The sequence below is a fragment of the Arthrobacter sp. B0316-1-20 genome (assembly GCF_059091865.1).
Genome location: NZ_JBNHHC010000004.1, coordinates 316,132 through 342,113, shown reverse-complemented (window position 1 = coordinate 342,113; position 25,982 = coordinate 316,132). Strand labels below are relative to the sequence as shown.

The window sequence follows — 25,982 nt, the reverse complement described above, 5'->3', positions numbered from 1 at the left end:
TGGAACGAGGTGGAATGGCTGCGAGTCTAGGCCGGGCTTCCGAAGGCCGTCAATAGGGGCTCAAAGGCGCATCCTTTAACCCAGAGCAAGTAGCTTTCGGGACCCCCAGCGCCGGGAGCCGCACCGCTGGGCGCCCTCCGGAGGGCCCCCCGTTCGGCGGTGGGCCAGGCGGCCCGCTATCCGCCCGTTGCGGCGTAGATCCCGGCCAGACGGCGCACCAAGCGTGCCGGGTCGTGGTGCTCCTGAAGCCAGGTCCGGCCGGCTAGGACGGCGGACGTGCCGGACGGGTCAGCCAGCGCGGAGGCTGCCGCAGCTGCCAGCGCCTCCACCGATTCCGCCTGCAGCACCGGCGGAGACTGGTAATACCCCTCCCCCAGCTGCATGACGACGGGAACACCAACGCCGACGGCCTGCAGTTCGCTCATGGCCAGGATGCCGGCGCTTTGGCCGACCACCACATGCGCAGACGCGAGCCAGCGCAGGTATTCCGGCTTGCGCATCTTCGGCACCAGGACCACGCCGAGCTCCGCCGCCTGCGCCGCCCCGTCGCCCCAGTCCAGCCCCTGCAGCTCGACGTCGGGCCCGACGGCTGACCGCAGCGCCCGCACCAGCTCCAGTTGCTGCTGCCCACCCTTGGAGGAATGCCAGCGGGAGGCGAAAACAACGCGCGGCCGGCCGGCCGGCCGCCACTCGGGCAGTTCCTCCAGATCCACCGGATTCGGCAGGTAGACCGCGTCGGCCCGGGCTGACTCGGCGTGTTCGCGCAGGTCCGGAGTGGAGTACAGGACCTTCACCGCATGGTCGGCGCCCCACTGCAGCGCGGGCCGGCGGGCGGGTTCGTAGTACTGGGTGCGGATGTCCGTGCCGTGGAAGTGCAGCAGGAACGGCTTGACCGGACGCGAGCGTACGACGCCGATCCGCGAGCCGGAATGCACGTGCAGCAGGTCCGAGCGGAGGATGGCGGCCGCCCTCCGTGCCTGCCAGGCGGCGCCCGCGGCAAGCCTCCCGGCCCGGGCGGTAACGGATGCTGCCGTACCTTCGGGCGGCACCACGTTGAAATGCCGCCACGGCCGCCCCGCCCGCCTGCCGTATTTGACCAAGGTGGCACCGACGTCGGCCGCATCATAGATGTGCAGGACGCGCGGTTCAGCGGCCACTGCTCAGGCCCCCTGCCGGGCGAAGAGCTGGTCCACCGCGTGCTCCCAGCCCTTGATCTGGTGCTCGGAGGACAACTCCCGGGCGGCGGCGTGCGCGTTCGCCTTCCACTCGTCCACCATGCCGGGGGTCAGCGTCTTGAGCACCTCCACCAGCGCCGCCGGGCTGAAGTCGGCGGTGACGGCCCCCAGCCCGTGCCGGCGCAGCAAGGTTTCCATGGCCGGCGAGGGACCGATGATCAGCCCGGTGCGGGCCTGGACCGCCTCGAAGAACTTGTTCGGCAGGGCGTGCGCCAGGTTGAAGTTGGTGGGCGGGATGATCGAGATGGCAAGGTCGTATTCGGCCACTGTGTCCACCAGCTGGTCATACGGGACCGGCTCGCGGAACCGCAGCCGGGGCAGCTCCTCGCCCAAGGCCTTGAGCTCGGCGACGTAGGCCGGTTCGTTCGGCATCACGATCAAATCCAGCTCCAGGTGCTCTGGGGCACCGCGCATGGCTTCCATGATGTCTTCGATCTTGCGGTAGCGCTGCCCGGCTGAACTGTAGATCATCCGCATCTTTTCGCCGGTGGGCCGCGGCTGCTTGTCCGCATAGGGGGCGGCGTTGGTGACCACCGAGGCCGCCACGCCGAAGTCCTTGGTGTACTGCTCGGCGATGCCCTCAGCCACCGTGGTCAGCGAGCGCACGGCCGGCAGATAGGTGCGGCAGAGCCAGCGCACGTAGGGGGCCACAAGTGCACGCCAGGTTGGCTTGTTGAAGTGCTCCTTCGGAGCGAATTCGTGCAGGTCGGCGTGCACGCCGTGCGTTGGCTCGAGGCTCAGCGCCAGCGGCACGGTGTTGGTGTCGTTGGCGAGCACGGCATCAAATTGCTGGCCGCGCAGCAGCTTGCGCGCCTGCGCCACGGCGGCAATGTTCCAGTACACGTCCACGTAACGCCGCAGCGCCAGCCGCTGCGGGTCGCGCGGCCAGCTGGCCAGCGCGGTGTCCAGCTCGAAGTGTCCGGCGACGCCGTCAGGAGCCGGCCCGAACCCGCAGGTGAAGACCTGGTACTTGTCGCGGAACAGCGTGATCTGTTTGAGCACCCGCGGGTCGCTGCGCAGCGGCGAGAGCGAGAGGATCAGCAGGGAGCGGGGTCCGGTCAACGAGGCAGCCTTCCATCGGTTCTGTCGGATGCCGGAGCGGCGGATGGCCCCGCGCCTGCAACCGCGGCGCGGGCCGCCGGCGGGGTGCGGTGCAGCCGGCACGCTGCGGTGAAAACGAGCGAGTTCAGATTGGTCCGCAGCGGCGCTTCCCGCCGGACGTTGCCGAGCCACCGCCGCGTGAAGGTGCGCTGCAGCGTGTTGGCGGCCGTCCGCCGTCGTAATTCAGCCGCTATTTCCGCGCCGGACACCGCGTCACGCAGTACCAGCAGCAAGCGTTCGTCCGGTGCGCTGAGCAGGCGCGGTGCGCCGGGGGCGGCGGCGGTCAGCGAGCGTACGACGGCGGACATCGCCTTCCGGTCCTCGGCTCCCCAGGCGAACTCCGCACCTCGGCGGACCGCCGCGCTGATCACGTGGCCGCGCAGCAGCTTCACCGCGATGGCTTCCCGTTGCGCAGCGGGCAGCGCCGGAAACCAGTCCCCGGAAACCAGCGCAGCGACGTCCCGGAACTGGCTGCCGAGCGGCAGCACCGCGGATGTCACGCGTTCGTCTGCGTCCTCCCCCACCAGGTACGCCGGGGCGTGGGCCGGATAGGCGATCTTCTCACCGGAAAACCAGAGCCGCAGGCCGAATTCCAGGTCCTCGCCGGTGCGCAGCCCGTGGCTTAGCCGCAGCCCCAGCCGGCTGAGCGCCTCGCGCCGGATCAGTCCCAGCGGCGCGGTCCGGTAGGCCAGCCGGTCGCGCAGCGGATCCACCAGCGGGCCGCGGAACACGCGGGCGCGCGGGGTCAGGATCCGCGGGCCGCCGCGGTAGCGGACCGGTGCGATGACGGCGGCAGCGCCGGTGGCCTGCGCGGTATCCAGCCAGGCGGACACCGCTCCCGGCTCCAGCGTGTCGTCCGAGCCCATGATGCCGACGAACCCGGCCCTCGCCTGGTCCAGGCCAAAGTTGAACGGGCCGGCCGGGGACGGAATGCCGTCGGCCAGTTCGAGCAGCCGCACGGTCTCCGGAAGGCCAGCCAGCTGTCCGCGCACCGGTCCGGGATCCATGTTGTGGCACACCACCGTAGCGCCGACGCGCCCCGGCGTTGCGGCCAGCACGGATTCCACCGCCCGCCTGACGGGCCGGTCCGCGGTATGCACCGCAATCACGATTTCGGCTTCCGGTACCGTCATGCGCCGCTCCCCGGCCGCGCGGGGTCATCGGGTCCGGCCGCATCCTCCGGGCGCGGCGCTTCGTCCAGCGCGATCCGCCGGGCCAATTTGGTGATCCGCTCCTCCAGCTGGCGCGTACGTTGGAAGGAACTGGCCATGAAAATCAGGAAACACACGATCAGTCCGTACAGCACCAGGTCGGTGCCGCGGCCAATGCCCAGCACATTCGCTACCGCGGTCAGCATGCCCGGGAAGAACACTGACAGCGCCGCCAGCACCGCGAAGAGCACCAGCACGATCCGGCGCACGGCCTGGTGCCGCGCATTCTGGCCCCCGCGCATCAGCGCCAGCGCGCCGAGCATGACGGCCAGGACCAGGACAATTTGAACGACTATGAGCATGGGTTCACCGGAAGAAGAGGTCTGCGAGGATGTTGACGCCGTTGAGCAGGGACTGCCCCTTGGACTTGGAATATTCCGTATAGACAATGTGTACCGGCTGCTCCACCACCCGCGCCTCGAGCGCGGAGAACTGATGGATCAGCTCGGACGCGTGCGCCATCCGGTTCTGTGTCAGATGGATTTTGCGCGCCACCTCGGCGGACATCGCGCGCAGTCCGTTGTGGGCATCGGTGAGATGGTAGCCGGTGGATAGCCTGGACTGGACGGCGGCCGTGCGCAGCACCAGCCGCTTGAGCGCCGACACCTCACCCCGGCCGTCGAGGAAACGGGAGCCCAGCACCACGTCCGCCTCGCCGTCCCGGACCCGGTTCAGCATGGCGGCGGCATCCTGCACCCGGTGCTGGCCATCGGCGTCGAACGTGATGACCGCGTCCAACTCCGGGTCCTGCACGGCATATTCGAAACCTGTCTGCAGCGCGGCACCTTGGCCAAGATTCACCGGATGGACAACGACGACGGCGCCCGCCTTGCGTGCCATGGCGGCTGAATCGTCGCTGCTGCCATCGTCAACGCAGACCACGTTCGGAAAGGTCTGCAGTAACTCCTGGATGACCGAGCCGACAACGGTGGCCTCGTTATACATCGGCACGACGACCCAGCAGCGACTCACCCGCCTAGTATTCCACAACGGGAATGGTCCAGGCCGCCGCGGCACCCAGCGCTCATGGGCGCCGGGGCGCCGGCGCCTGCGCCGCCAGATCCTGATAGTGGCCGTCCAGCTCCCGGGCGCTGCCGGCCAGGCTTCGCCGGTCCACCACGAACTTGCGGGCGTCCCGGCGCATGGCGAGGTAGTCTGCGCTGCCCAGCTGCAGCAATTGCTGCAGCCCGTCCTGCAGTTGGCGGAAGTCGGCTTCCGGTGCCAGCAGGCCGGTGACGCCGTCCTCCATCATTTCGGGAATGCCGCCGCTGCGGTATGCCAGCACCGGAGTCCCGCAGGCCTGGGCTTCCAGCAGCACCAGGCCGGCCGCTTCCCGCGCGCCGCCGGCTTCCTGGCTGGGTGCCACCAAGATCTGTGCCTGCTGCATCCAGGAGCGGACACCCGCCCGGTCCTGCCGGCCCACGAAATCGATGTGCGGATGGCTGGCGGCGTGCTCGGCCACGGCGTCACGCAACGGTCCGTCGCCGATCACCACCAGCCGGTGTCTGGCTTTGCGCGAGACAGCCAGCGAGGCATCCAGCAGATCCCGGATGCCTTTTTGCATGTTGAGGGTGCCGACGAACAGCACCACCGGCATCTCATCGGACTGATGGCGGGTCGGCACAAAATAATCCGTGTCCACGCCCTGATAGTGCACCTGGATCTTCTCGGTATCGAGTTCCAGGTCGGCTGCCCGCCCGGCCATGTAGTTGCTGACCACCAGAAGCCGGGAGCTGTGGGCCGCGGCGGCCAGGACGTTGCGGTGGTGCCACCGGGCCATCATCGTGTCCGCCGGATTCGCCAGCGACACCAGGTCGGAGCCGTGCATGGTGGTGATCAGCGGGGCTCCGGAAACGGTGGACGCCTTGACCGCCGGTTCCGACCAGGTGGCGAAGTGCTGGTGGATGATGTCCGGCTTGAAGCGGGCCACGGCCACGGCCATGGCCCGCATGAACGCGGGCATCACCAGCTCGCGGCGGCGGAAGCCCAGCCCCGGAGCCGGGACGAAGTCGGTGACCGGGACGGTGACCGAGGGGTCCTCAATCTGGGCCACCAAGGTGAAAACGTGGAAGTCGTGCCGATCCTTCAACCGCTCGGCGTGCGCCGTGGCAAAGTACGTTGGCGGGATCCGCAGCGTGCTCTTGGTGATGGCGATCTTCACGAGGCTCCTGGACCTTTTCGGCTGCAGCCGGCTGGATCCGGCTTCCATCGCCATCCTAGCCCGGCGTCCTGCGCGCCGGCGGGGGCATCCGCACCGCGCCAAGCTCAGTCAGCACGGCAGCAGCAGTGTGCGGCGGTCCGGCGCGCCGGGTACTCCGCCGCGCACAGCCAGCCAAGCGCTGGACGGTAATCTTTCAATGTCCGGCATCAGCCCGGCATCGGTGACAAGGAGCAGTGGTGGCCCAGCAGATCCTGTGTATCTCTTTCTCGGATATCCAGGCCGATTCCCGCGTGCTGCGGCAGCTGAAGCTGCTGGCCGAAGCCGGTGAAGTCACCACGCTCAGCTATGGTTCACGTCCGCCCGGAGCCACCCACCATCTGGAAATCGACGCCTCGCTGCCGTCGCTTCCGCAGACGCCGCTGGGCGTGCTGCTGCTGGCGCTGCGCCAGCATTCCGCGGTGGAACTCAGTGCGCCTGCGGTCAAGCAGGCCCGCGCGCTCGTTGCGGGTCGCCGGTTTGATCTGGTGGTGGCGAACGAAGCGCGGGCGCTGCCGCTGGCCCATGCCGTCGCGCAAGGGGCACCGGTCTGGGGCGACATGCACGAGTGGGCGCCGGAGGAACGCTCGCATGTGCTGCCGTGGAAGCTGCTGGTGGCTCCGTATATGCGCAGCATCTGCGCCAAGTACCTGCCGCGCACCACCGCGATCACGGCCGTGAACGCTTCCATCGCCCGGATGTATGCGGAGCAGTTCGGCTGCACCGTTGAAGTGGTCCGCAATGCCGGGCCGTTCCGGCATTTGGAGCCTTCCCCGCCGCTGCCCGGGAGGATCCGGCTTGTCCACAGCGGCGCGGCGGTGCCCGGCCGCAATTTGGAAGGCACCATCGAGGCGGTCAAGATGCTCGACGACCGCTTCACGCTCGATCTGTATTTGGTGAAGGCGCGCGACGGCGGACGCTATTGGCAGCAGCTCAAGGACCTTGCCGCGGGCGACCCACGCATTACATTCCACGATGCGGTGCCGCCGGAAGAGCTGCCCGCCACCCTCAATGCCTACGACGTGGGGGTCTTCTCGCTTCCGCCGCAGACCATGAACCACCACTTCATGCTGCCGAACAAGTTTTTCGACTTCGTCCAGGCCCGGCTGGCGCTGGTGTTCAGCCCGTCCCCGGAAACGGCTGCCTTGATGAGGACCTACGATTTGGGCGTGGTGACCGAGGACTTCAGCACCGAATCGCTGGCGCGCGCGCTGGCATCGCTCACCACCGAGCAGGTGGACAAGTACAAGGCCAACGCGCACGGCGCCGCCGCAGCGTTGAGCTCCGCCGAAGACGAAGCAGTCACCCGCGGCATCCTCGCCGCCGTGCTCACCCCCTGACCCAGCTGCACGAGACGCGGGCCGGGCTGCTCACGCCCGCCCCCTGAACGACTGTGCTGATCTGGCCCACCCCCAGCCCGAAAGTGGGCGTTATCGGCAGAGTCGATGGGAGGCGGCAGCCCGTGTGGGAGGTGGCAGCCCGGGTGGGAGCCGGCAGCTCAAGGCAGGCGGAAGGCCTCGGCGGCGTCGGCAATGGCTGCGGCCGCCCGGTTCCCCACGCTGCGCAGCGAGTAGTTCCGCTCCACCCAGTCGGACAGCCGGCGGCGTTCGGCGTCGTCCACAGGTTCTTCCAGCGCAGCGGCCATCGCCTCGGCCACTTGGCCTGCGTCCCAGTCCACGTTCTGCCCCAGCCTGTGGTCAGCGACCAGCTGCCGCAGCGGTCCGACGCCGGCGTAGATCACCGGGGCGCCGCAGCTGAGCGAGACGAAGGCTTTGGTGGCGAAGGCGAAGTCGTAACCGCGGGCCGGCCGCACCGAGGCGAGTCCAGCGGTGGCGGTGCGCAGCGCGCGGGCGATGGTGGCGCCGTCGGCCGTTCCCATGAAGCGGATGCGCTCCCCCGCCGGTGCCGCACGCAGGCGCAGCTCCTCCAGCTCCACTCCGCCGCCGTACATCAGCAGCCGGGCATCCGGGTAGCGGTCCAGGATCTTCAGGAATCCGTCCACGAAGACGCCGGCGCCCTGTATCTCGGACATGGTCCCCGCGTAGACGAAGGTGGGGCCGGGATGCGCGTCCCCTGGCCCGGCCAGGCTGAAGGTGTCCGTGTCGATGCCGGTGCCGACCTCTGCCACCTTGGCCCGTCCGGCGGTCAGCCGGGCCAGTGCCAGCGTCACGCCGGTGGAGATGCTCAGCACGCCGGACGCGCCGGTGACCACCCAGCGCTCGACCGCCCTCAGCACCGCGACCACCCGCGGGTCCACGCCGATCCCGGCCGCAGCATCGGAGCTGACGTCGGCGGAGAAGTAGACGTACGGGCGGCGCCGCAGCGCGGCAGCCAGCCGGACCACCACGCCGGTGGTCGGCGGCGGTTCCACCAGCAGCAGGTCGAACGGTTTCTGCGCCAGCAGGCGGAAGAACAGCGGAATGTCGAAGCTGGCGTACTGGAGATAGCCGCGCACGGCTCCGCTGGCATCACGCAGCACCGGCCAGCGCCGGATCCGGGGACCCGCGCACGAAGGTTCACCCTCCGCAGCGCGAAGTCCCCGCGGCGGCCGGGTGGTCAGCACTTCCACCTCATGGCCGGCCTCGGTCAGCGCCCGCACGGTGGCGGCCAGCCGGTAGGCGGCGGCGCCCGCTTCCGGTAGGTAGATCCGGGTGGCCAGCAGGATCCGCAGGCCCATCAGGCGTGCAGCCCGACGGTGCGGGATTCCTTTGCGCTGGCGATCATGGCTTCGGCCACGCGCAGCGTGTTCAGCCCCTCCCGCATGCTGACGATGCCTGCGGCCGGACGGTCGGTGGCCGCACCGCCGTCGTGCTCCGCAGCCGCGGTACCCGGGGCAGTTTGCAGCAATCCCCGGTTGGCCAGCACGGCATCGCGGAACGCTTCATGTTCCACCTTCAGCGGTTCGCGCTTGGGGATGGCCAGGCGGGTGATGTTGCCTTCGGAGACGCCGCGGAAGTTGGCCACGGACTCCCACTCGGTGTTGATGGTGCCGTTTTCGTGGAAGGTCAGGTCGGCGGTCAGGGTGTCGGCCACGAAGGCGCCGCGTTCTCCGGTGACGACCGTAACGCGTTCCTTCGTCGGCGACAGCCAGTTCACCAGGTGGCTGGTGATCACGCCGTTGTCCAACAGGCCGGTGGCCGCCACCATGTCCTCGTGCTCGCGGCCGGTGCGGATGGTGGTGTTGGCGCTGACGGAGGCGTAGGCGGCCTGCGCCAGCCAGGCGGTGAGGTCGATGTCGTGCGTGCCGAGGTCCTTGATCACGCCAACGTCCGCGATCCGCGCCGGGAAGGGTCCCTGCCGGCGGGTGGCGATCTGGAAGATCCGGCCGAGTTCGCCGGCTTCCAGCCGCGCGCGCAGCGACTGCAGCGCCGGGTTGTAGCGTTCGATGTGGCCGACGGCGCCGACCAGCCCGCGGGATTCGAACGCGTCTGCCAGCTTCTCGCCGCCTGCGACCGTGTCCGCAATCGGCTTTTCCACCATCGTGTGAATGCCGGCCTCGGCCAGGGCCAGGCCGACTTCCACATGCAGGCCGGTGGGCACCGCGCACATGGCGATGTCGATCCCGGCGTTGATCAGTTCCTCGACCCCGGAATAGACCGGCAGGCCGGGCGCGGCGCCGTGCGGGTCGCCGTAGGCGTCGGCGACGGCCACCAGTTCCACGCCGTCGGTTTCGCGGAGCACGCGGGCGTGGTGGCGGCCCATCATGCCCAGCCCGATCAGGCCGGCGCGGAGCACTGTCTTCCCGCTTCCTGCCACGGTCAGGCACCAGCCTTCGCGAGGGCGTTGACCGCGGTGGCGATCCGGTCCAGATCCTCGGCGTCCAGCGAGGGGTGCACCGGCAGCGAGAGCACCTCGGCTGCCGCTGCCTCGGTCACCGGCAGGTCCGCAGTGACGTTGAAGGAGGGCAGCCGGTGGTTCGGGATCGGGTAGTAGACCCCGGAGCCGATGTTGTATTCGTCTTTGAGCGCCGCGGCGAAGCGGTCCCGCTCCCCCGCACCGATCCGCACCGTGTACTGGTGGTACACGTGCACCGCGCCGGCGGCCACCTGCGGCGTGACAACGCCGGCCAGGTTCGCATCCAGGAACGCGGCGTTGGCCTGGCGCTGTCCGGTCCAGCCGCCGACCTTGCCGAGTTGCACCCGGCCGATCGCGGCGTGCAGGTTGGTCATCCGGGCATTGAAGCCCACCAGTTCGTTTTCGTACTGGCGTTCCATGCCCTGGTTGCGCAGCAGCTTCAGGCGCCGTGCCACCTCGTCGCTGCCGGTGGACACCATGCCGCCTTCGCCCGAGGTCATGTTCTTCGTCGGGTACAGGCTGAACATGGCGAACTCGCCGAACGTGCCCACCGGGCGGCCGCCCAGCGAGGCGCCGTGTGCCTGCGCGGCGTCCTCGAACAGCAGCAGCGACTTCTCGGCGGCCAGCGCACCCAGCGCGTCCATGTTGGCCGGATGCCCGTACAGGTGCACCGGCATGATCGCCTTGGTCCGAGGCGTGATGGCGGCGGCGACCGCGCCGGGGTCCAGGCAGTAGTGCTCCGGCTCGATGTCCGCGAACACCGGGGTGGCCCCGGTCAGCGCCACCGAGTTGGCGGTGGCGGCAAAGGTGAACGACGGCACGATCACCTCATCGCCAGGCCCGATGCCGGCGGCCAGCAGGCCCAGGTGCAGGCCGGAAGTGCCGGAATTGACCGCCACCGCGTGCCGGCCGTCCAGCAGCACCTGCGAGAACTCCTGCTCGAAGGATGCCACCTCGGACCCCTGGGCGAGCATGCCGGAGACCAGCACCGCGTCCACCGCGGCCCGTTCCTCATCGCCGATGATCGGCTTGGCCGCCGGTATGAAGTCCTTGCTCACTGCTGTTCTCCTCGCGTTTGCTGGCCAACTTCCTGCAAGCTGCCCTCATCCTCCCGGTACCGTTCACCCGTGGCCGGACACACCCAGACCGCAGGGTCCGCCGGATCCTGGCCCAGCCGCTGCCCCGCCCGGCCCACCCAGCCGATGCGTTTGGCCGGCACCCCGGCCACCAGCGCAAAGTCGGGCACGTCGCGGGTGACCACGGAGCCGGCGGCCACGGTGGCCCAGGCGCCGATGGTCACCGGGGCCACGCAGACCGCCCGCGCGCCGATCGACGCGCCGTCGCGGATTTCTACCCCCACCGGCGTCCAGTCGTCCGCCTTCTTCAACGACCCGTCGGGCGAGACGGCCCGCGGATAGGTGTCGTTGGTCAGCACCACCGCCGGGCCGATGAACACGCCGTGGCCCAGCCGCGCCGGCTCGTACACCAGCGCGTAGTTCTGCACCTTGCAGTTGTCCCCGGCCTGCACGCCGGTGCCTATGTAGGCGCCGCGGCCCACAATGCAGTTTTTGCCCAGCACCGCATCCTCGCGGACCTGGGCCAGGTGCCAGATCTTCGTGCCCTCGCCCAACCGGGCGGCGTCGGCCACGTCGGCCGAATCGGCGATGAACGCCATAGGTTCCCTCTTTCCGCTCACGGCCGCAGCCGCCGTCGTCAATTCCGTTCTGCCGCCGGTGGCCTCAGGCCTTGCCGATCACCCGGTACGCCACGCCCGGCCAGCGCTCGGCAGAGCTGACCCGCCGGCCGTCGATGAACACCTTCACCCCGGGCAGGTCATCCGGGCCCAGCTCCGCGTACGCGGCGTGGTTGGCCTGCACCACCGCGGCGTCGGCCGGCTCGCCCAGCTGGTAGGGGTTGAAGCCCAGCGCGCTGAGTTCCTCGTCGCTGAACAGCGGATCATGGACGACGGCGGTGCCGCCCCGCGCGGTGATCGCCTCCACCGCGCCGAACACCCCGGAAAACGCCGTTTCCTTCACGCCGCCGCGGTAGGCCGCGCCGAGGACCACCACGCGGGCGCCGGCCAGATCGCCGTAGGCGCCCTCGAGCAGTCCGATGGTGTAGTCCGGCATGCCGGCATTCGCCGCGCGCGCCGCGGCCACCACCGTGGCCGACGGGTCGTTCCACAAATACAGCCGCGGATACACCGGAATGCAGTGCCCGCCGACGGCGATGCCGGGCTGGTGGATGTGGCTGTACGGCTGGGAATTGGAGGCTTCGATCACCTGGTAGATATCGATCCCCGCGGTGGCGGCGTAGCGGGCGAACTGATTGGCCAGCCCGATGTTCACGTCGCGGTAGGTGGTCTCGGCCAGCTTGGCCAGCTCGGAGGCCTCGGCCGAGCCCAGGTCCCAGACACCGTTGCCGCGCGGCAGGTCGGGGCGGTCGTCGAAGTCCAGCACCGCCTCGTAGAACCTCTGGGCCACCGCGGTCCCGGCCTCGGACAGCCCGCCGATCAGCTTGGGGTACTTGCGCAGGTCCTCGAAGACCCGCCCGGTCAGCACCCGTTCCGGGGAAAAGACCACGTGGAAGTCCTGCCCCTCGACCAGTCCCGACCCCGCCTCCAGCATCGGCTTCCACCTGGTCCGCGTGGTGCCCACCGGGAGCGTGGTCTCGTAGGACACCAGCGTGCCCGGGGTCAGATGCCGGGCCAGCTCCTGCGTGGCGGCATCCATCCAGCCGAAGTCCGGCTTGGCCTCAGCGTCGACGAACAGCGGCACCACCAGCACCACGGCGTCTGCGCCGGGTACCGCCTGGGCGTAGTCGGTGGTGGCGCGCAACCGGCCCGCAGGCACCAGCTCGGCCAGTTTGTCCTGCAGCCCCGCCTCGCCGGGGAACGGCTCGGTGCCCGCGTTGACCAGGTCCACCACGGCAGCGTTCACATCCACCCCGATGACCTCGTGCCCCTTCGAAGCAAACTGGACGGCCAACGGCAGCCCGATCTTTCCCAGGGCAATGACAGCGATCTTCAAGAGCTAAGGCCTTTTCTCGTTAGGTCAGCATGACGGCCGCTTCCGGCCCAGAGTCAAGCGTATCGCTTGAACCGGCAGGCCAGAGGTTACGCCGGTTATCCACAGCTCGGGCCTCTGGAGGGGAAAGCGGCCGGACATTCTGCCTAGGTTCGTGTCATGGTCCTTCATCTGACGCTGGCGGCCGCGCCCGGAATCCCGGCCGCCGCGGCGGCCTGGATCGCCGACCATTCCGATGCGGTCTGCGGGCTGGAGTCCGGAGGCAGCGCCGCTCCGCTGGCCCAGTGGCTGCGCGGGCAGCTGACCGGTCTGGGCTTCACGGTGGCCGGCCGCAGTCTGGCTTCGCTGACTGCCGGGGTGCACCCGCTGGTCGACGGCGCCGTCGTCATCTGTGCCCCCGAGGACGCCTGCTTTCCGCTTTGGGAGGCTGCTCCGCTGCCGCCGCTGCTGCTGGCCGTGACCGCAGGGCCCGACGCCGGCCGGCTGTTCGGCCTGCACCGCGGCAGTTTCACTGTCGGCCGACACGCGTGCGCGCTGACGATCGCGGATCCGTCGTTGTCGCGGCTGCATTGCTCGCTGGACGTGACCGACCGCCACGTGCTGCTGCGCGACGCCGGATCGGCCAACGGCATCGTCTGCGGCGGCAAGCGCACCGAGCAAGTGGTACTGGCCGCGGGACGCACCGTGTGGATCGGCAACAGCCAGCTGCGGCTGGTCGTGGGCAGCGAACCCGGCGAACCGTTCCAGCCGGACGCTGAGCTGGGCGTCCCGGTCCCGGTGGCGGAAAAACGTCCGGAACCGCGCACCACCATGACGCTGTTGCTGGCCGGACTCCCTCTCATCGCGGGCCTGGCCCTGGCCCTGCTGACGGGCATGTGGTTTTTCCTGGTCTTCAGTGCCATGTCGCTGCTGGCCGCCGCGGTGCCCTACGCCGCCGGGCGCCGCCAGCGCCGCCGCTACCGGTCGGCAGTGGCCGCGGCGGCGGACGCCGATGCCCGCCGTCGTCATTCGGCGGCCCCGAACGCTGCAGCTCTCACGGTTTCCCTGCTCCGGTCCGCGGCACGGCCCCGGAGCCTAGTCAACCGGTCGGCCGTCAACCAGCCGCCTGCGCGCCGGCGGTGTCCGGAACATGTCTGGCTGCGTCTGGGGACGGCCAGCCTGCCGGCACATATCGGCGCGGCCGAGGCACCGGTTGCGGAGCCTCCCCTGCTGGAGAACGTTCCGCTCTGCGTGGATCTGCTGGCCGAGCACCGGCTGAGGTTCAAGGGCACAACGTCAGGGCTGAACGGCCTACTGAGCTCGGTGCTGCTGCAAGTGGCTGCCCGTTCCGGCGGAACGCTGCAGGTGGTCTGTTATGCCGTGCCTGAGCCGATCCGGTCGTCGGCGCGGCTCCTGCCCGGAGTCCAGCTGGCGGAGCGGCCTGGACAACTGGCCGGGCTGCTGTCCGCCGGAAGCGGCAGCGCCGTGCTGCTGGTGGCCGGACGCCATGCCGAGGCAGCCCGGGTGCTGGCGGACTGCGCCGCGCCGGCGGCGGAGCTGTGGTTCGGCGGTCCAGCCGGACCCGGGACGCGGATCGTGGTGTCGGGCGCGGACAGCCAGCTGACCCGCGACGGCGCCAGCATCCGGTTTTCGGCCGACCTTGCCACCGTCTTAGTGCTGGATCGCTTCGCGCGGCTGGCTGCGGCGGCTTCCGGCCAGCGCCCGCAGGCCATCGGATCCGTGCCGGCCAGTTGCCGCCTGCAAACGATGCTCCGGCCGGAACCACTCGCCCAGCGCTGGGCCCGCGGCGACCATGGTTCCGACCTGACCGCCCTCCTCGGAACCGGGGCCGACGGACCGCTGGCGCTCGACCTGGCCGTGCACGGGCCGCATCTGTTGGTCGCCGGAACCACCGGAGCCGGCAAGTCCGAACTGCTGCGCAGCCTGGTCCTCTCGCTGGCCCTGACCAGGTCTCCGGACACCGTCACCTTCCTGCTGGTCGACTTCAAAGGCGGTTCCGGGCTCGGGCCGCTCGCCCGGCTGCCGCACTGCGCAGGGTTGCTGACTGATTTGACGCTGGAAGCAGTGAACCGGTCGCTGGCCTGGCTGCAGGCGGAAGTGCGCCGCCGCGAAACGCTGTTGGCGGGCCTCGGCCTCAGCAACATCGCAGGCTGCAAGCCGGGAACATTGCCTCGGCTCGTCGTCGTGGTGGACGAATTCCGGATGCTCGGCGAGGACGCGCCGCAGGCGCTTCCGGAACTGATGCGCCTGGCCACGGTCGGCCGCGCCCTGGGCCTTCACCTGGTGCTGGCGACCCAGCGGCCGCAGGGTGCCGTGTCCTCGGACATCCGTGCCAATGTCACCGCCATGATTGCGCTGCGGACACAGAATGCGGCCGAGTCGCGGGACCTGCTTGACTCGCCGGTGGCGGCGGACATCCCGGTGACCGCACGGGGCAGGGCCTATCTGCGTATCGGCACGGGAGAGCCGGTGCTGTTCCAGTCGGCCTCCAGCATCCTGCCGGGAGCAGGTCCGGCTCCTGTCTTCCAGACCGTGGACGAATGGCTGCGGCAGGACGAGGGAACAGCGCCAAACGACGCGGACGGCATACGACAGCTCGAGCAGCTGGTGGCGGTAGCCGCCGGCGCCTCCGGCGGCCTGGGCTTAGCGGGAGCCGGACAGCTGCTTCCAGCCCTGCCGTCCAACCTGGCCGTCTCCGATCTGACTGTCTCGGATCCGGCCGATGACCGGCGCTCGCTCGACGCAGACGGGAGCATCGCCGTCGGGCTGTTGGACTTACCGTCCCGGCAACGGCAGGAGCCCCTGCACTGGTGGCCGGAGCGGAACGGGCATCTGGCCGTCCTCGGTGTCGAGGGCGGCGGGCACCGGGAATTCCTTCGGACGCTGGCGGCACAGCTCCTCGGCAGCCCGGCGGAACGTCATTGCTATGTTCTGGACGGTGACGGATCGCTGGGTCCGGTCTCGCGTGCAGAACGCACGGGGGCTTACGTCGGACCCGAGGACGTCGAGCGCGCGGCAAGGGTCCTCCGCCGTCTGTCCGACGAGGTTTCCGCCCGGCTGGGCGCCCTGGCCGCGGCGGTGGATCCGGCCGGGCCGACTGCCGGCGTTCCCTTGGTCATGCTGGTGAGCGGATGGGGCCGCTGGCTCAGTGGCTTCCGGTCCGGCCGGCTCGGCTGGGCCGAAGACTGTATGCAGGACATTGCCCGCGATGGCCCAGCGACGGGAGTGGTCCTCGCGGTGACCGGAGACCGGGAGCTGGCCAGCAGCCGGTTCCTGCCACTGATGGCCAACAGGCTGCACCTTCCGACCGGCGCAGGGCCAGAAACCTTGATGAGCTGGCCGCGGCTGCCTCCGATGGAACCGGTGCCCGGCAGGGCGCTGGTCCAAGGGCGGATCGGCGGCGAGGGCGGTGTTTGCCAGTTGATCACCGACCCGGCGGGCACTCCCCCACCTGCCACGGCCCGCACCCGCCCGTTCCGCGTCGAAGCACTTCCTCGATCAGTTCCCGCCAGCGCGCTGCCACGCGTCTGGCACGGGAACCCGGTAATCGGCGTCGAAGGCGACGAGCTCGAGCCTTCGACGCTGCAGTTGCCGGCCGGCGAGGTGTACTTGGTCCTCGGCCCGGAAGGCAGCGGAAAAACCAACCTGTTGGCCCTCCTGCGGCAGGCGCTCGACGGGCTGCGGCCCTGGTCGGCACCGCCAGACGGCGCCTACCTTGACGGTTTCTGGGCCGGCCACGCCCCGGTGGCGCGGGGTACCGTGCTGCTGGTGGACGACGCCGCCGGCCTCGGCGCCCGGGCCCAGGAAGCGGTGGCAGCCCTGGTCGCTGCCGGCGCATCAGCCATCGCGGCAACCTGCCCGGGGCCGCTGCTACTGCAGCAGTTTCCGCTGGCCCTGCAGGCCAGGGCCGCTGCGCGCGGCATGGTTTTGTCTCCGCAGGCCGGCGCGGATGCAGATTTCTTCGGTGTCAGGCTCGACGACGGATGGAGACCGCCAGGACGTGCCTACCGGATCGGATCCGGAAAGGCCGTGCCGTTGCAGGTCGCCCTAGCTACAAAGCGCGTGGAGCGGCACCTTTGACCAGGAAAGCCGTCACAGGCTTGGTCAGCAGCAGGACAAAGGAGGCTCCGGCCGCCGCCAGCAGGATCGGGCCTATCACTAACTGGCCGCCCTGGATCATCGAGATGGCCACCACCACAACGAACACCTGCCACACGAGGGCCGCGGCCCTGGTCCAGCGGTAGCCGCGGAACAGAAAGTGTCCGACCGTCAGCAGCCAGATGCCGAAGACCAGCATCAGGACCAGCAGGAAGATGCTGCCGGCCAACGATATTGGAGTGTGCGTGGCCAGTCCGTGGCCATACATCGCGGCTCCCGCCAGCAGCGCGAGCGCCTCCAAAACGACGGCTGCGGCAATGACGATAATGGCAATCGGGCGGGAGGCAGGGCTGGACGACGGGGCAGGCATTGACACATTCGCACCCTACCTTAGATAGTCGAATATCGGCTTCCGGGCCGGGGCCGGAATAACCCCCCTGTGATGAATGACTCACGATCTACGGCCGCTTAAGTCGGCATGACCCCTTGTTTACATGGATTTAACATGAAACGCTGGATGGCGAAGCAAAGGGGGCCTGTCTGGCTCCCTTTTCTATGAGTTTGTTCGTGAATGTTTTCACGAAAGCACCCAACCGGATGTGAACCGGACACCATTTAAAGGAGTATGTGATCAGCATGGATTGGCGTAGCCGCGCGGCATGCCTGGATAAGGATCCCGAACTATTTTTCCCCGTGGGGAATACCGGGCCAGCACTCCTGCAGATCGAAGAGGCCAAGAGCGTATGCCGACGCTGCCCGGTAATCGATACCTGCCTGCAGTGGGCGATCGAGTCCGGACAGGACGCCGGTGTCTGGGGCGGTATGAGCGAGGATGAGCGCCGTGCGCTCAAGCGCCGCGCTGCCCGGGCCCGCCGGGCCTCCTGACCCGAACCCAGGTTTCTTCAGAGGCCGCTGCCGATTCCGGCGGCGGCCTCTGAAGTTCCCGGGGGCACAGCAGGCTCCGGCTCAGCGGGCCGTGTTGTTGAGCACCAGATCGATCCGCACGCAGGTCCCGCCGCCGTCGCGGGGCGTCCATTCGATGCGGCCACCCAGTTCGCTGGTGACCAGGGTCCGCACAATCTGCAGCCCCAGGCCCTCCCGCCGAGGTTCATCGGGCAGCCCCACCCCGTCGTCTTCCACCGAGACGGTCAGCAGTTCTTCTTCGCCGCGCTTGGACCGCCGGGCAGTCAGCAGGACTGTGCCGTGCCGCCCGGCCAATCCGTGTTCGACGGCGTTGGTCACCAGCTCGTTGATGACCAGGGCCAACGGAGTAGCGAATTCGCTGGGCAGTTCCCCGAACTCGCCGCTGCGTTCGGTGCGGACGGCTTGGGTGGGCGAGGCGACCTCGGCCGAGAGCCGGAACTGACGCCCGATCAGTTCGTCGAAGTCGACGTTCTGCGCCAGGCCCTGGGAGAGCGTCTCATGGACCAGCGCGATCGTTGCCACGCGCCGCATCGCCTGCTCCAGCCCCTGCTTCGCTTCGTCGCTGACCATCCGCCGCGATTGCATGCGCAGCAGGGCCGCCACTGTCTGCAGGTTGTTCTTCACACGGTGATGGATCTCCCGGATGGTGGCATCCTTCGACACCAGCTCCATCTCCCGCCGGCGCAGTTCCGAGACATCCCGGCACAGCACCAGTGCGCCGAAACGCTCCCGCTCGTTCCGCAGCGGTATCGCCCGCAGCGAGAGCGAGACGCCATGGGATTCGATCTCGGTGCGCCACGGCATGCGTCCGGTCACCACCAATGGCAGTGTCTCGTCGACCATTCGCCGGTCCTTGAGCAAGGCCGTGGTCACTTCGGCCAGGGAACGGCCTTCCAACGACTCGACGTCGCCGAGCCGACGGAACGCGGAGACACCGTTCGGGCTGGCGTACTCCACGACGCCGTCGGCATCCAGCCGAATCAGTCCGTCTCCGACACGGGGCGCGCCGCGGCGCGACCCGGTCGGAGACGCGAAGTCCGGCCACAGTCCCAGCGTTCCCATCTTCAGCAGGTCGTAGGCGCACTGTCGGTAGGTCAGCTCCAGCCGGGACGGCATCCGCGAGCTGGACAGGTCCATGTGCGAGGTCACGATGGCCAGCGTTCGGCCATTGCGGACCATGGGTACCGCCTCGACGCGCATGGCCATCTCCGTGGTCCAGTCCGCCTCCGACGACCGTTCAATGGTCTGCGACTCCCGCGCCGCGTCCACCAGCGGCTTCAGGTCCGCACGGATCCGTTCCCCGACGAAGTCGCGGTGGAACACCGTGTGGGTAGTGGACGGGCGCACGTGCGCTAAGGCCACATAGCTGCCGTCCGGCGTCGGGAACCACAGGGCCAAATCGGCGAACGCCAGGTCCGCGATCAGTTGCCAGTCGCCGACCAGCAGATGAAGCCATTCTGCATCGCCCGGTCTGAAGTCGGCGTAGTCGCGGATGGGATCGGTGAAAATCGCCAAGCTACCGCCGCACTGTCGAACGCATCAGGCGCAGAGCCACGGACAAGGAGGCCATGTCGTCGTGCTCGAGCTTGTTCACTTCTTCGAACATGTCCCTGGCACGCTTGATGTTCTCGGCGTTGGCCTGCTCCCACTCGTCGAGCCTGGCTTCCGCCTGCTCCCCTGGCTGGGTGCTTTGCATCACGGCCATGGTGATATCGGTGACCGTGGTGTACAGGTCATCGCGCATGGCAGCCCGGGCCAGCGACTGCCAGCGGTCCTCCCGCGGCAAGGCCGTGATGCGCTCGAGCAGATCGTCCACGGCGAACCGGTCGTAGACCGTGTAGTAGACCTGAGCGACCGACTCCACCGGCTCGTCCACCTGTCCGGCGATCCGGGCAACGTCGAGCAATCCGAAGCTTTCGAACTGCTCAGCCCACTGCCGCGCGATCTCTTCGGGCAGCCCACGTTCTTCCGCACTGGAGAGCCATCCCTGCACCCGTGCCAGGTCGTCACCGCGCAGGTACTTGACCAGTTGGTTGCGCAGTGGATCCATCTGCGGCTTGAACGCAGCGATACCGTCTGCCACCGGCTTACCGCTGTCGACATGGTGGATGTACCAACGCACCGACCGGTCCAGCAAACGGCGCATGTCCAGGTGGACTGTGCACCACAGGTCCGTGGGGAAGCTGGCCGGCAGCTCGTTGAGCTCCTCCACCAGTTTGTCGAATTCAAAGATCTCCCGCAGCGCCACGAAGGCCCGCGCCACGTCGGCCTCCGAGACCGAGGTCTCCTCCATCACGCGGAACGCGAAGGTAATGCCGCCCATGTTGATCATGTCGTTGGCCACGACGGTGGCGATGATTTCCCGCCGTAGCGGATGCCCTGACAGCTCATCGCCGAACCGCTCGACCAATTCCTGCGGGAAGTAGCCCTGCAGCACCCGGTCGAAATACGGGTCGTCGGCCAAATTGCTGACGCTCAGGGCCTGGGTCAATTCGATCTTGGCGTAGGCCGCCAGCACAGACAGTTCCGGCGAGGTCAGGCCCAGACCGGCGTCGATCCGTTCGTGCAGCTCCTCGGTGGTCGGCAGCGATTCCAGCTGCCGGTCCAGTTGCGCGTGGTTCTCCAGCCAGTCCATCAGGCGTTCGAAGCTCGGGCTCGCCTCGGTGATGCGCTGGCGGTCGTTGAGCAGCAGGATGTTCTGGTCTATGTTGTCCTGGATCACCAACCGTCCGACTTCCTCGGTCATCGAGTGCAGCAGGCCGGCCCGCTCCTCCACCGGCAGTTTTCCGGCGGCGACCATCTGGTCCACCAGGATCTTGATGTTGACCTCGTGGTCGGAGCAGTCGACGCCGGCCGAGTTGTCGATGGCATCGGTGTTGAGGATGATCCCCTGGCTGGCGGCTTCAATCCGCCCGCGCTGGGTCATGCCCAGGTTGCCGCCTTCGCCGATCACTTTGACCCGCAACTCGTTGCCGTTGACCCGGATGGGGTCGTTGGCCTTGTCGCCGACCTCGGCATTCGACTCGGTCGACGCCTTAACGTAGGTGCCGATGCCTCCGTTGTACAGCAGATCCACCGGTGCCCTCAGGATGGCCTGCAGCAGTTCGGGCGGGCTCATGCTTGTGACCTGCGGATCCAAACCGAGTATTTCCCGGACCTGCTTGGAGACCGGAACCGATTTCACCGATCGCGGGTAGACACCGCCACCGGCGCTAATCAGCTTGTCGTCATAGTCCGCCCAGGACGACCGGGGAAGCTCGAACAGCCGGCGGCGCTCCTGGAAGGAGGCGGCGGCGTCGGGATCCGGGTCCAGGAAGATGTGCCGGTGGTCGAAGGCAGCGACCAGCCGGATGTGCTCGGAGAGCAACATTCCGTTGCCGAACACGTCGCCGCTCATGTCGCCCACCCCGACGACGGTGAAGTCCTCGGCCTGCGTGTCGACGCCGAGCTCACTGAAGTGCCGCTTGACCGACTCCCACGCTCCGCGGGCGGTAATGCCCATTGCCTTGTGGTCGTAGCCAACCGAACCGCCGGAAGCGAACGCATCCCCCAACCAGTGGCCGTACTCCAGCGAGATGTCGTTGGCGATATCGGAGAAGCTCGCGGTTCCCTTGTCGGCTGCGACCACCAGGTAGGTATCGTCGCCGTCCATCCTGACCACCCGCTCGGCCGGCACTACTTCCTGTCCGGACTCTGTCCGAACCAGGTTGTCGGTGATATCCAGCAAGCCGCGGATGAAGGTGCGGTAGCTGTCCTGTCCTTCCGCCATCCAGGCGGCACGGTCCACGGTTGGGTCCGGCAGCCGCTTGGCGTAGAACCCGCCCTTGGCGCCGGTCGGCACGATGACCGCGTTCTTGACCGTTTGTGCCTTAACCAGTCCCAGGATTTCGGTGCGGAAATCCTCGCGCCGGTCGGACCAACGCAGGCCGCCGCGGGCGACCTCGCCGAACCGCAGGTGGACGCCTTCGACGCGCGGCGAATAGACCCAGATTTCGTACTTCGGCCGCGGGAACGGCGCGCCTTCAATCCGCGCCGGACTGAGTTTGAAACTGAAGTACGGCTTGTTCTGGAAGTAGTTGGTGCGCAGCGTTGCCTCGATCAAATTGGCCAGCGAGCGCAGGACGCGGTCTGCATCCAGGGTCGGTACGGCTTCCAAGCCCGCTGCCAGGTCGGCACGGGCTGCCTCGATCGCCGCCTCGCGGTCGCCGTCGAGATCCGGATCAAAGCTGGCGTTGAACACCGCCAACAGTGCATGGGCCACAGCGGGATTGGCCAACAGCGTGTCGGACACGAACGCGTAGGACACCAGATTGCCCAGCTGGCGCAAGTAGCGCGTGTAGGCGCGCAGTACTGCCACCTGGCGCCAGTCGATTCCCTCGGCCAACACCAACCGATCGAAGCCGTCCGATTCGCTGCGCCCGGTGACGGCGGCGCCGAAGGCATCTTCGAGCAGGCTGCCGGTGGCAATCGGATCAACGCCGGCAGGGTAGCGGAGGCCGAAGTCATACAGGAAGTAGTCTTCGCCGTCGGCCGTCATGATCTCGAAGGGCCGCTCGTCCAGCACTTCCAGCCCGGTGTTCTGCAGGACCGGCATGATGTTGCTCAGCGACCGCGCCTCGGGCAGGTACAGTTTCAGCCGGGCGTCCGGGGCCAGGACATCGGTCCTTTTCTCCGGAACGTAGACGTGCAGGACCGGGGCGGCCCCGGCTTCGCCAGCTTCGTAGCTGCGGAAGCGGCTGATGTCCTCAAGCGCGTCTTCCACCTCATAGTCCACCCGGTAGCTGGGCGGGAACGCGTCCTTCCAGTTTGCCGAGAGCCGGGCGGCGCTCTCGGCGTCGAAGTTGGCGCGCAGCACCTCGTCGATGCCCTCCGACCAAGACCGCGAGGCTTGGGCCAGCCGGCGCTCAAGGTCGGCGGTATCGACCTTCGGCACCCCGGATTCCCGCTTGAGCCGGATGCGGAAAAACAGCCTGGCCAGGGCGGATTCGGACATCCGCGCCTGATAGTCAATGCTCTGCGGGTCGAAGGTGCGGCGCAGCTCCTCTTCGATTCGCAGGCGGACGGCTGTGGTGTAGCGGTCGCGCGGCAGGAACACCAGCGCCGAGACGAACCTGCCGTAGACATCCGCGCGCAGGAACAGCCGGGTCCGACGCCGCTCCTGCAGCCGCAGGATGCCCATCGCCGTCGTTGCCAGCTCGTCGGTGTCCATCTGGAACAGCTCGTCGCGCGGATAAGTTTCCAGGATCGAGAGCAGGTCCTTGCCGGAGTGGGAATCGGGCGGGAAACCGCTGTGCCGCAGCACGGCGGCAACCTTTTGCCGCACAATCGGGACGTTCTTCACCGACCGGTTGTATGCGCTGGTGGCGAAGAGACCGATGAAGCGGCGCTCGCCGTCGACGTTGCCCTGTGCATCGAAGCTCTTGACCCCGATGTAGTCCAGGTACGCGGGGCGATGCACGGTGGAGCGCGAGTTCGCCTTGGTGATCACCAGTGCGCGTTTCTCCCGGGCGCGGGCGCGGCCTTCTTCGGTCAGGTGCTGGACGCGGCGTGCATCGCTGGTGCGGCGCATCATGCCCAGGCCACTGTCCTGACGCACCAGCAGGACGTCTTCGCCGTCCTCGGTGACGAGGTCGTACTCGCGGTAGCCCAGGAAGGTGAAATTGCCGTCGTCGAGCCATTCAAGCAGCGCCTTGGCCTCGTCCAGATCGGGAATCTCCTCGGCACCAGCCACGGAATCCAGCGACGCGGCAACCTGCCGCACCTGCCGGCGCATGGCCGGCCAGTCCTCGACCGAGGCGCGGACGTCAGCCAGGACACGCTTGAGCCCGGCCTCCAGCTCGGCGGCCTTCGCCGGGTCGATGCGGGCGGTCTCCACCGCCATCCAGGATTCAATCCGCAGGACCTTGTCGCTGCCGGCCTCGAACGAGGCAAGATTCGGCAGCGCTGCCGTGTCACCGCTGGAGACTCCGGCGCTGGCCGGAACCCGCTCCACGCCGGTCAGGTCGTGGCTGTCCCGGTCGCGGGTTGCCACAAAAGTCGGGTGCATAATCATCCGGATGGCAAGGCCGTGCCGCACCACTTCAGCGGTGACCGAATCCACCAGGAACGGCATGTCATCGGTGACGATCATGACGACGCTGGCGTCGGGTTCGTCATGGATCCCGATCACCGGTTGGGCCGGCGGTCGGTGGGCGGCCAGTTCCCGGTGCGCCAGCGCCCGGGAACTGAGCACCTCGGGACTGTAGCTGGCCGCGTCCTCCGCCGCCAGGTGCTCGTAGTATTTGGCGATGAATTCCTCATCGTTCGTTGCTGAGCTGGACAGATCCGCCATGCTGGATCCAGTCGACATGTAAAACGCCTCCGATAGGTGGGTCCAAACCGCGCCTTTGCGGTCCTTGCGCAAGCCTAACGCGGCGCGTTCAAAACTTCACTTTGACCGAGGCCCGACGGCGGAGTCCCCGCCTGGGTGCCGACAACCTGGTTCCTGCCAACCCGGCAATGGCATGGCGCAGCGCAGAGCCCGGTGCCGACTCCAGCAGGACCGAGCCGCCCAGCAGCGCGGCATCGGCCGCGGCCGGGTCGGCCGGCAGCAGGGCACGGATCTCGCGCACCGGCCCGAACCGCTCCCACGCCTCCCGCAACTGCGCCTCCGGCCTCGCACCCACTGCTGCCGCCCGGACCTTGTTGAGCACTATCTCCGCGGGCGCCGAAGGAACCGCGTGCTCCAGTTCGTCGAGGGCCCGGACCAGCCGCGGCAATCCCACGGCATCGGCGCTGCCGACGGCAAGCACCCGGTCGGCCAGTTCCAGCACCCGCAAGGTGGCACCGTTGCGCCGCGGAGCCATCGAGTCGAAGCTCAGCTCCTCTTCGTGCTCCAGCGAAAAACCGCAGTCCACCACGACGACGTCCGCCACGCCGCGCGCCAACTCCAGGACGGTTCCCAAAGCCGACGGCCGAAGCTCCGTCCAGCGGTCCACCCGGGTAATCCCGGTCAGCACCCGCAGCGAGGTGCCGGTCACCGCCACCTTCAGGCAGACCCGCTCGAAGGCCTGCCTATCCAGCACCCCCTGGTCCGCCATCCGACAGGCATGGGCCAAGGCCGCAGATTCATCCAGCAGGCCGAGGAAAGCTGCCACGCTGGCCCCATAGGTATCCGCGTCCACCAGCAGGGCCCGTTGCCCGGCAGCTGCGTATTCGGCGGCGAGGTTTACCGCCACGGTAGTGCGGCCTGGAGCCCCGGCGGGCCCCCACACAGCCACCAATTCGCCCTTCGCGGCCGGCGGTTCAGGCTGCACCGGGTCGGCATCGCGTGGCTGCAGCGCCCTGGCCGGGTCTGCCAACCCGGCCAGTCCAAGGCCGGCAGCTCCCGCCGCTCCAACCGGCGGCCCTGAACCCTGCAACTGCGCGGCCGACTCGGCTACCAGTGCAGCCAAGGCCGCGGGCTCGACCGTCTCCGCGCCGGTGTGGACGCCGAGCGCCTCAAGCCGGAGCCGTTCGCCGTCGTCGTCGGTGAGCGCCACCACGGAGACCTCGGCGCTGTGCAGCCGCTCCAGCACCGCGCCGTCAAGGTCCTGGGTTTGGCCGGCGACAATGGCAGCCCGGGCCAGCCCGGACTGCGCCGCCGCCAATAATTCCGCCAGCTCGGTGCAACGCCGGACCACCGTCACCGGACCGTGCAGCCGCTCCAGGCCGGAGACGAAGTCCGCCGCCGCCGTACCCAAGGTGAGGACCGGCAGGCTCATGAGGTGCCGCCCGGGTTGAGCACCACATTGATCCGGGCGCCGTTGGCAAGCGCGTGCAGCAGCGCAGGCATGGCGTCGTCCCCGACCAGCACGTGCAGCCGTTCCGCGCCGGAGGAGCCGAACGCCGTGGTGGCCTCGGCCAGCTGCGATACCTCGGCCGCGGCCAGCAGCAGCTCTGGCTGGTCGAAGCCGTTCCGGCCATCGGGCAGGGACACCCAGACGTCCACCCTGGAGCCGGGGCCGGCGCCCTCCGGCAGCGGGCTGTCAATGTTCAGTCCGATCGGCTTCCGGTCCAGGTCATCAGCGGTGCCCAGCACCGACGCCGGCAGCAGCTCCCCGCCACGGACCAGCGCAGTGGCGACCGCGCCGGCCGGCAGCCCGGATTCCGCGGGCAGATAGCGGGCTGCAGCCTCGCCCAGCCTGACGTCGACAATGATCAGGTCCTCAGCCGAGACCGGCTGGCCTACCGCGATGTCCGTTTTGGCTGCCAGTACACCCACGGTCTGGTCGGCAGTGGCCACCAGCGCGGAGACCCCGGCCACGGAAGCCAAAACCAGCAGCAGCCCCACCAGCAGCCGTGGGTCTTTCCAAGACGGGCGCCTCAGTCGTGGTACTGCGGCTTTTTCCGAGATGGCAGCGCTCATGGACCTTCC

19 protein-coding genes are annotated in these 25,982 nt (G+C 68.6%); 3 read left to right on the top strand and 16 right to left on the bottom strand.

The window, feature by feature from the left end:
- Positions 1-176: 176 nt before the first annotated feature.
- From AC5RW2_RS08975 to AC5RW2_RS08950, 6 genes are read right to left on the bottom strand one after another with little or no spacing between them, the layout of a single operon-like run.
- Positions 177-1,157, bottom strand: a complete 981-nt coding sequence (locus tag AC5RW2_RS08975) for a glycosyltransferase (RefSeq protein WP_493962879.1) — start codon at positions 1,155-1,157, stop codon at positions 177-179.
- 3 nt (positions 1,158-1,160) lie between these two features.
- Complete coding sequence (locus AC5RW2_RS08970; protein ID WP_493962880.1) at positions 1,161-2,297, bottom strand: glycosyltransferase family protein; 1,137 nt, start codon at positions 2,295-2,297, stop codon at positions 1,161-1,163.
- On the bottom strand, positions 2,294-3,469 hold the full coding sequence (locus AC5RW2_RS08965) for a glycosyltransferase (protein ID WP_493962881.1): 1,176 nt from the start codon (positions 3,467-3,469) through the stop codon (positions 2,294-2,296). The genes AC5RW2_RS08970 and AC5RW2_RS08965 overlap by 4 nt, the downstream gene beginning before the upstream one ends.
- On the bottom strand, positions 3,466-3,849 hold the full coding sequence (locus AC5RW2_RS08960; RefSeq protein WP_493949779.1) for a DUF2304 domain-containing protein: 384 nt from the start codon (positions 3,847-3,849) through the stop codon (positions 3,466-3,468). Before AC5RW2_RS08960 ends, AC5RW2_RS08965 begins: the two co-directional genes overlap by 4 nt.
- A gap of 4 nt (positions 3,850-3,853) precedes the next feature.
- The gene (locus AC5RW2_RS08955) at positions 3,854-4,519 is read right to left on the bottom strand and encodes a glycosyltransferase family 2 protein (protein ID WP_493949778.1); all 666 of its coding nucleotides are present in this window, start codon (positions 4,517-4,519) and stop codon (positions 3,854-3,856) included.
- A gap of 52 nt (positions 4,520-4,571) precedes the next feature.
- Positions 4,572-5,708 carry a glycosyltransferase gene (locus AC5RW2_RS08950; protein ID WP_493962882.1) on the bottom strand — a complete coding sequence of 379 codons (1,137 nt, stop codon included), beginning with the start codon at positions 5,706-5,708 and terminating at the stop codon, positions 4,572-4,574.
- Positions 5,709-5,944: 236 nt separating this feature from the next.
- Here AC5RW2_RS08950 and AC5RW2_RS08945 point away from each other — a divergent pair, with 236 nt between their 5' ends.
- Positions 5,945-7,084: a glycosyltransferase gene (locus tag AC5RW2_RS08945; RefSeq protein WP_493949776.1), complete on the top strand. Its 1,140-nt coding sequence runs from the start codon at positions 5,945-5,947 to the stop codon at positions 7,082-7,084.
- 158 nt (positions 7,085-7,242) lie between these two features.
- Here the strand turns inward: AC5RW2_RS08945 and AC5RW2_RS08940 are convergent, their stop codons facing one another.
- From AC5RW2_RS08940 to AC5RW2_RS08920, 5 genes are all read right to left on the bottom strand, one after another.
- On the bottom strand, positions 7,243-8,421 hold the full coding sequence (locus AC5RW2_RS08940; protein ID WP_493962883.1) for a glycosyltransferase: 1,179 nt from the start codon (positions 8,419-8,421) through the stop codon (positions 7,243-7,245).
- Entirely contained in the window at positions 8,421-9,449 is a 1,029-nt protein-coding gene (locus AC5RW2_RS08935; RefSeq protein WP_493963151.1) for a Gfo/Idh/MocA family protein, read from the bottom strand. The genes AC5RW2_RS08940 and AC5RW2_RS08935 overlap by 1 nt, the downstream gene beginning before the upstream one ends.
- A gap of 53 nt (positions 9,450-9,502) precedes the next feature.
- Positions 9,503-10,597, bottom strand: a complete 1,095-nt coding sequence (locus AC5RW2_RS08930) for a DegT/DnrJ/EryC1/StrS family aminotransferase (RefSeq protein WP_493962884.1) — start codon at positions 10,595-10,597, stop codon at positions 9,503-9,505.
- On the bottom strand, positions 10,594-11,214 hold the full coding sequence (locus AC5RW2_RS08925) for an acyltransferase (RefSeq protein WP_493962885.1): 621 nt from the start codon (positions 11,212-11,214) through the stop codon (positions 10,594-10,596). Before AC5RW2_RS08925 ends, AC5RW2_RS08930 begins: the two co-directional genes overlap by 4 nt.
- A gap of 64 nt (positions 11,215-11,278) precedes the next feature.
- Positions 11,279-12,568, bottom strand: coding sequence for a nucleotide sugar dehydrogenase (locus tag AC5RW2_RS08920; protein WP_493962886.1), 1,290 nt, complete (start codon positions 12,566-12,568; stop codon positions 11,279-11,281).
- Positions 12,569-12,724: 156 nt separating this feature from the next.
- Here AC5RW2_RS08920 and AC5RW2_RS08915 point away from each other — a divergent pair, with 156 nt between their 5' ends.
- Positions 12,725-16,645: an FtsK/SpoIIIE domain-containing protein gene (locus AC5RW2_RS08915; protein ID WP_493962887.1), complete on the top strand. Its 3,921-nt coding sequence runs from the start codon at positions 12,725-12,727 to the stop codon at positions 16,643-16,645.
- Here AC5RW2_RS08915 and AC5RW2_RS08910 read toward each other — a convergent pair.
- Positions 16,617-17,033, bottom strand: coding sequence for a hypothetical protein (locus tag AC5RW2_RS08910; protein ID WP_493963152.1), 417 nt, complete (start codon positions 17,031-17,033; stop codon positions 16,617-16,619). The two genes, AC5RW2_RS08915 and AC5RW2_RS08910, sit on opposite strands and share 29 nt — an antisense overlap.
- A 266-nt stretch (positions 17,034-17,299) precedes the next feature.
- Here AC5RW2_RS08910 and AC5RW2_RS08905 point away from each other — a divergent pair, with 266 nt between their 5' ends.
- Positions 17,300-17,548 carry a WhiB family transcriptional regulator gene (locus AC5RW2_RS08905; protein WP_086994524.1) on the top strand — a complete coding sequence of 83 codons (249 nt, stop codon included), beginning with the start codon at positions 17,300-17,302 and terminating at the stop codon, positions 17,546-17,548.
- An 81-nt stretch (positions 17,549-17,629) separates the two neighbouring features.
- Here the strand turns inward: AC5RW2_RS08905 and AC5RW2_RS08900 are convergent, their stop codons facing one another.
- From AC5RW2_RS08900 to AC5RW2_RS08885, 4 genes are all read right to left on the bottom strand, one after another.
- Entirely contained in the window at positions 17,630-19,102 is a 1,473-nt protein-coding gene (locus tag AC5RW2_RS08900; protein ID WP_493949770.1) for a sensor histidine kinase, read from the bottom strand.
- A 1-nt stretch (position 19,103) separates the two neighbouring features.
- Complete coding sequence (locus AC5RW2_RS08895; RefSeq protein WP_493962888.1) at positions 19,104-23,936, bottom strand: NAD-glutamate dehydrogenase; 4,833 nt, start codon at positions 23,934-23,936, stop codon at positions 19,104-19,106.
- A gap of 70 nt (positions 23,937-24,006) precedes the next feature.
- The gene (locus AC5RW2_RS08890) at positions 24,007-25,329 is read right to left on the bottom strand and encodes a CpaE/TadZ family protein (protein ID WP_493962889.1); all 1,323 of its coding nucleotides are present in this window, start codon (positions 25,327-25,329) and stop codon (positions 24,007-24,009) included.
- On the bottom strand, positions 25,326-25,973 hold the full coding sequence (locus AC5RW2_RS08885; RefSeq protein WP_493962890.1) for a CpaB family protein: 648 nt from the start codon (positions 25,971-25,973) through the stop codon (positions 25,326-25,328). The genes AC5RW2_RS08890 and AC5RW2_RS08885 overlap by 4 nt, the downstream gene beginning before the upstream one ends.
- Positions 25,974-25,982: the final 9 nt, after the last annotated feature.

Bases quoted from the DNA above. Each gene is read 5' to 3' on its own strand.
- AC5RW2_RS08965 (WP_493962881.1), bottom strand. From the start codon at position 3,469: ATGACGGTACCGGAAGCCGAAATCGTGATTGCGGTGCATACCGCGGAC.
- AC5RW2_RS08960 (WP_493949779.1), bottom strand. From the start codon at position 3,849: ATGCTCATAGTCGTTCAAATTGTCCTGGTCCTGGCCGTCATGCTCGGC.
- AC5RW2_RS08940 (WP_493962883.1), bottom strand. From the start codon at position 8,421: ATGGGCCTGCGGATCCTGCTGGCCACCCGGATCTACCTACCGGAAGCG.
- AC5RW2_RS08935 (WP_493963151.1), bottom strand. From the start codon at position 9,449: ATGATGGGCCGCCACCACGCCCGCGTGCTCCGCGAAACCGACGGCGTG.
- AC5RW2_RS08925 (WP_493962885.1), bottom strand. From the start codon at position 11,214: ATGGCGTTCATCGCCGATTCGGCCGACGTGGCCGACGCCGCCCGGTTG.
- AC5RW2_RS08915 (WP_493962887.1), top strand. From the start codon at position 12,725: ATGGTCCTTCATCTGACGCTGGCGGCCGCGCCCGGAATCCCGGCCGCC.
- AC5RW2_RS08910 (WP_493963152.1), bottom strand. From the start codon at position 17,033: ATGCCTGCCCCGTCGTCCAGCCCTGCCTCCCGCCCGATTGCCATTATC.
- AC5RW2_RS08905 (WP_086994524.1), top strand. From the start codon at position 17,300: ATGGATTGGCGTAGCCGCGCGGCATGCCTGGATAAGGATCCCGAACTA.
- AC5RW2_RS08895 (WP_493962888.1), bottom strand. From the start codon at position 23,936: ATGTCGACTGGATCCAGCATGGCGGATCTGTCCAGCTCAGCAACGAAC.
- AC5RW2_RS08890 (WP_493962889.1), bottom strand. From the start codon at position 25,329: ATGAGCCTGCCGGTCCTCACCTTGGGTACGGCGGCGGCGGACTTCGTC.
- AC5RW2_RS08885 (WP_493962890.1), bottom strand. From the start codon at position 25,973: ATGAGCGCTGCCATCTCGGAAAAAGCCGCAGTACCACGACTGAGGCGC.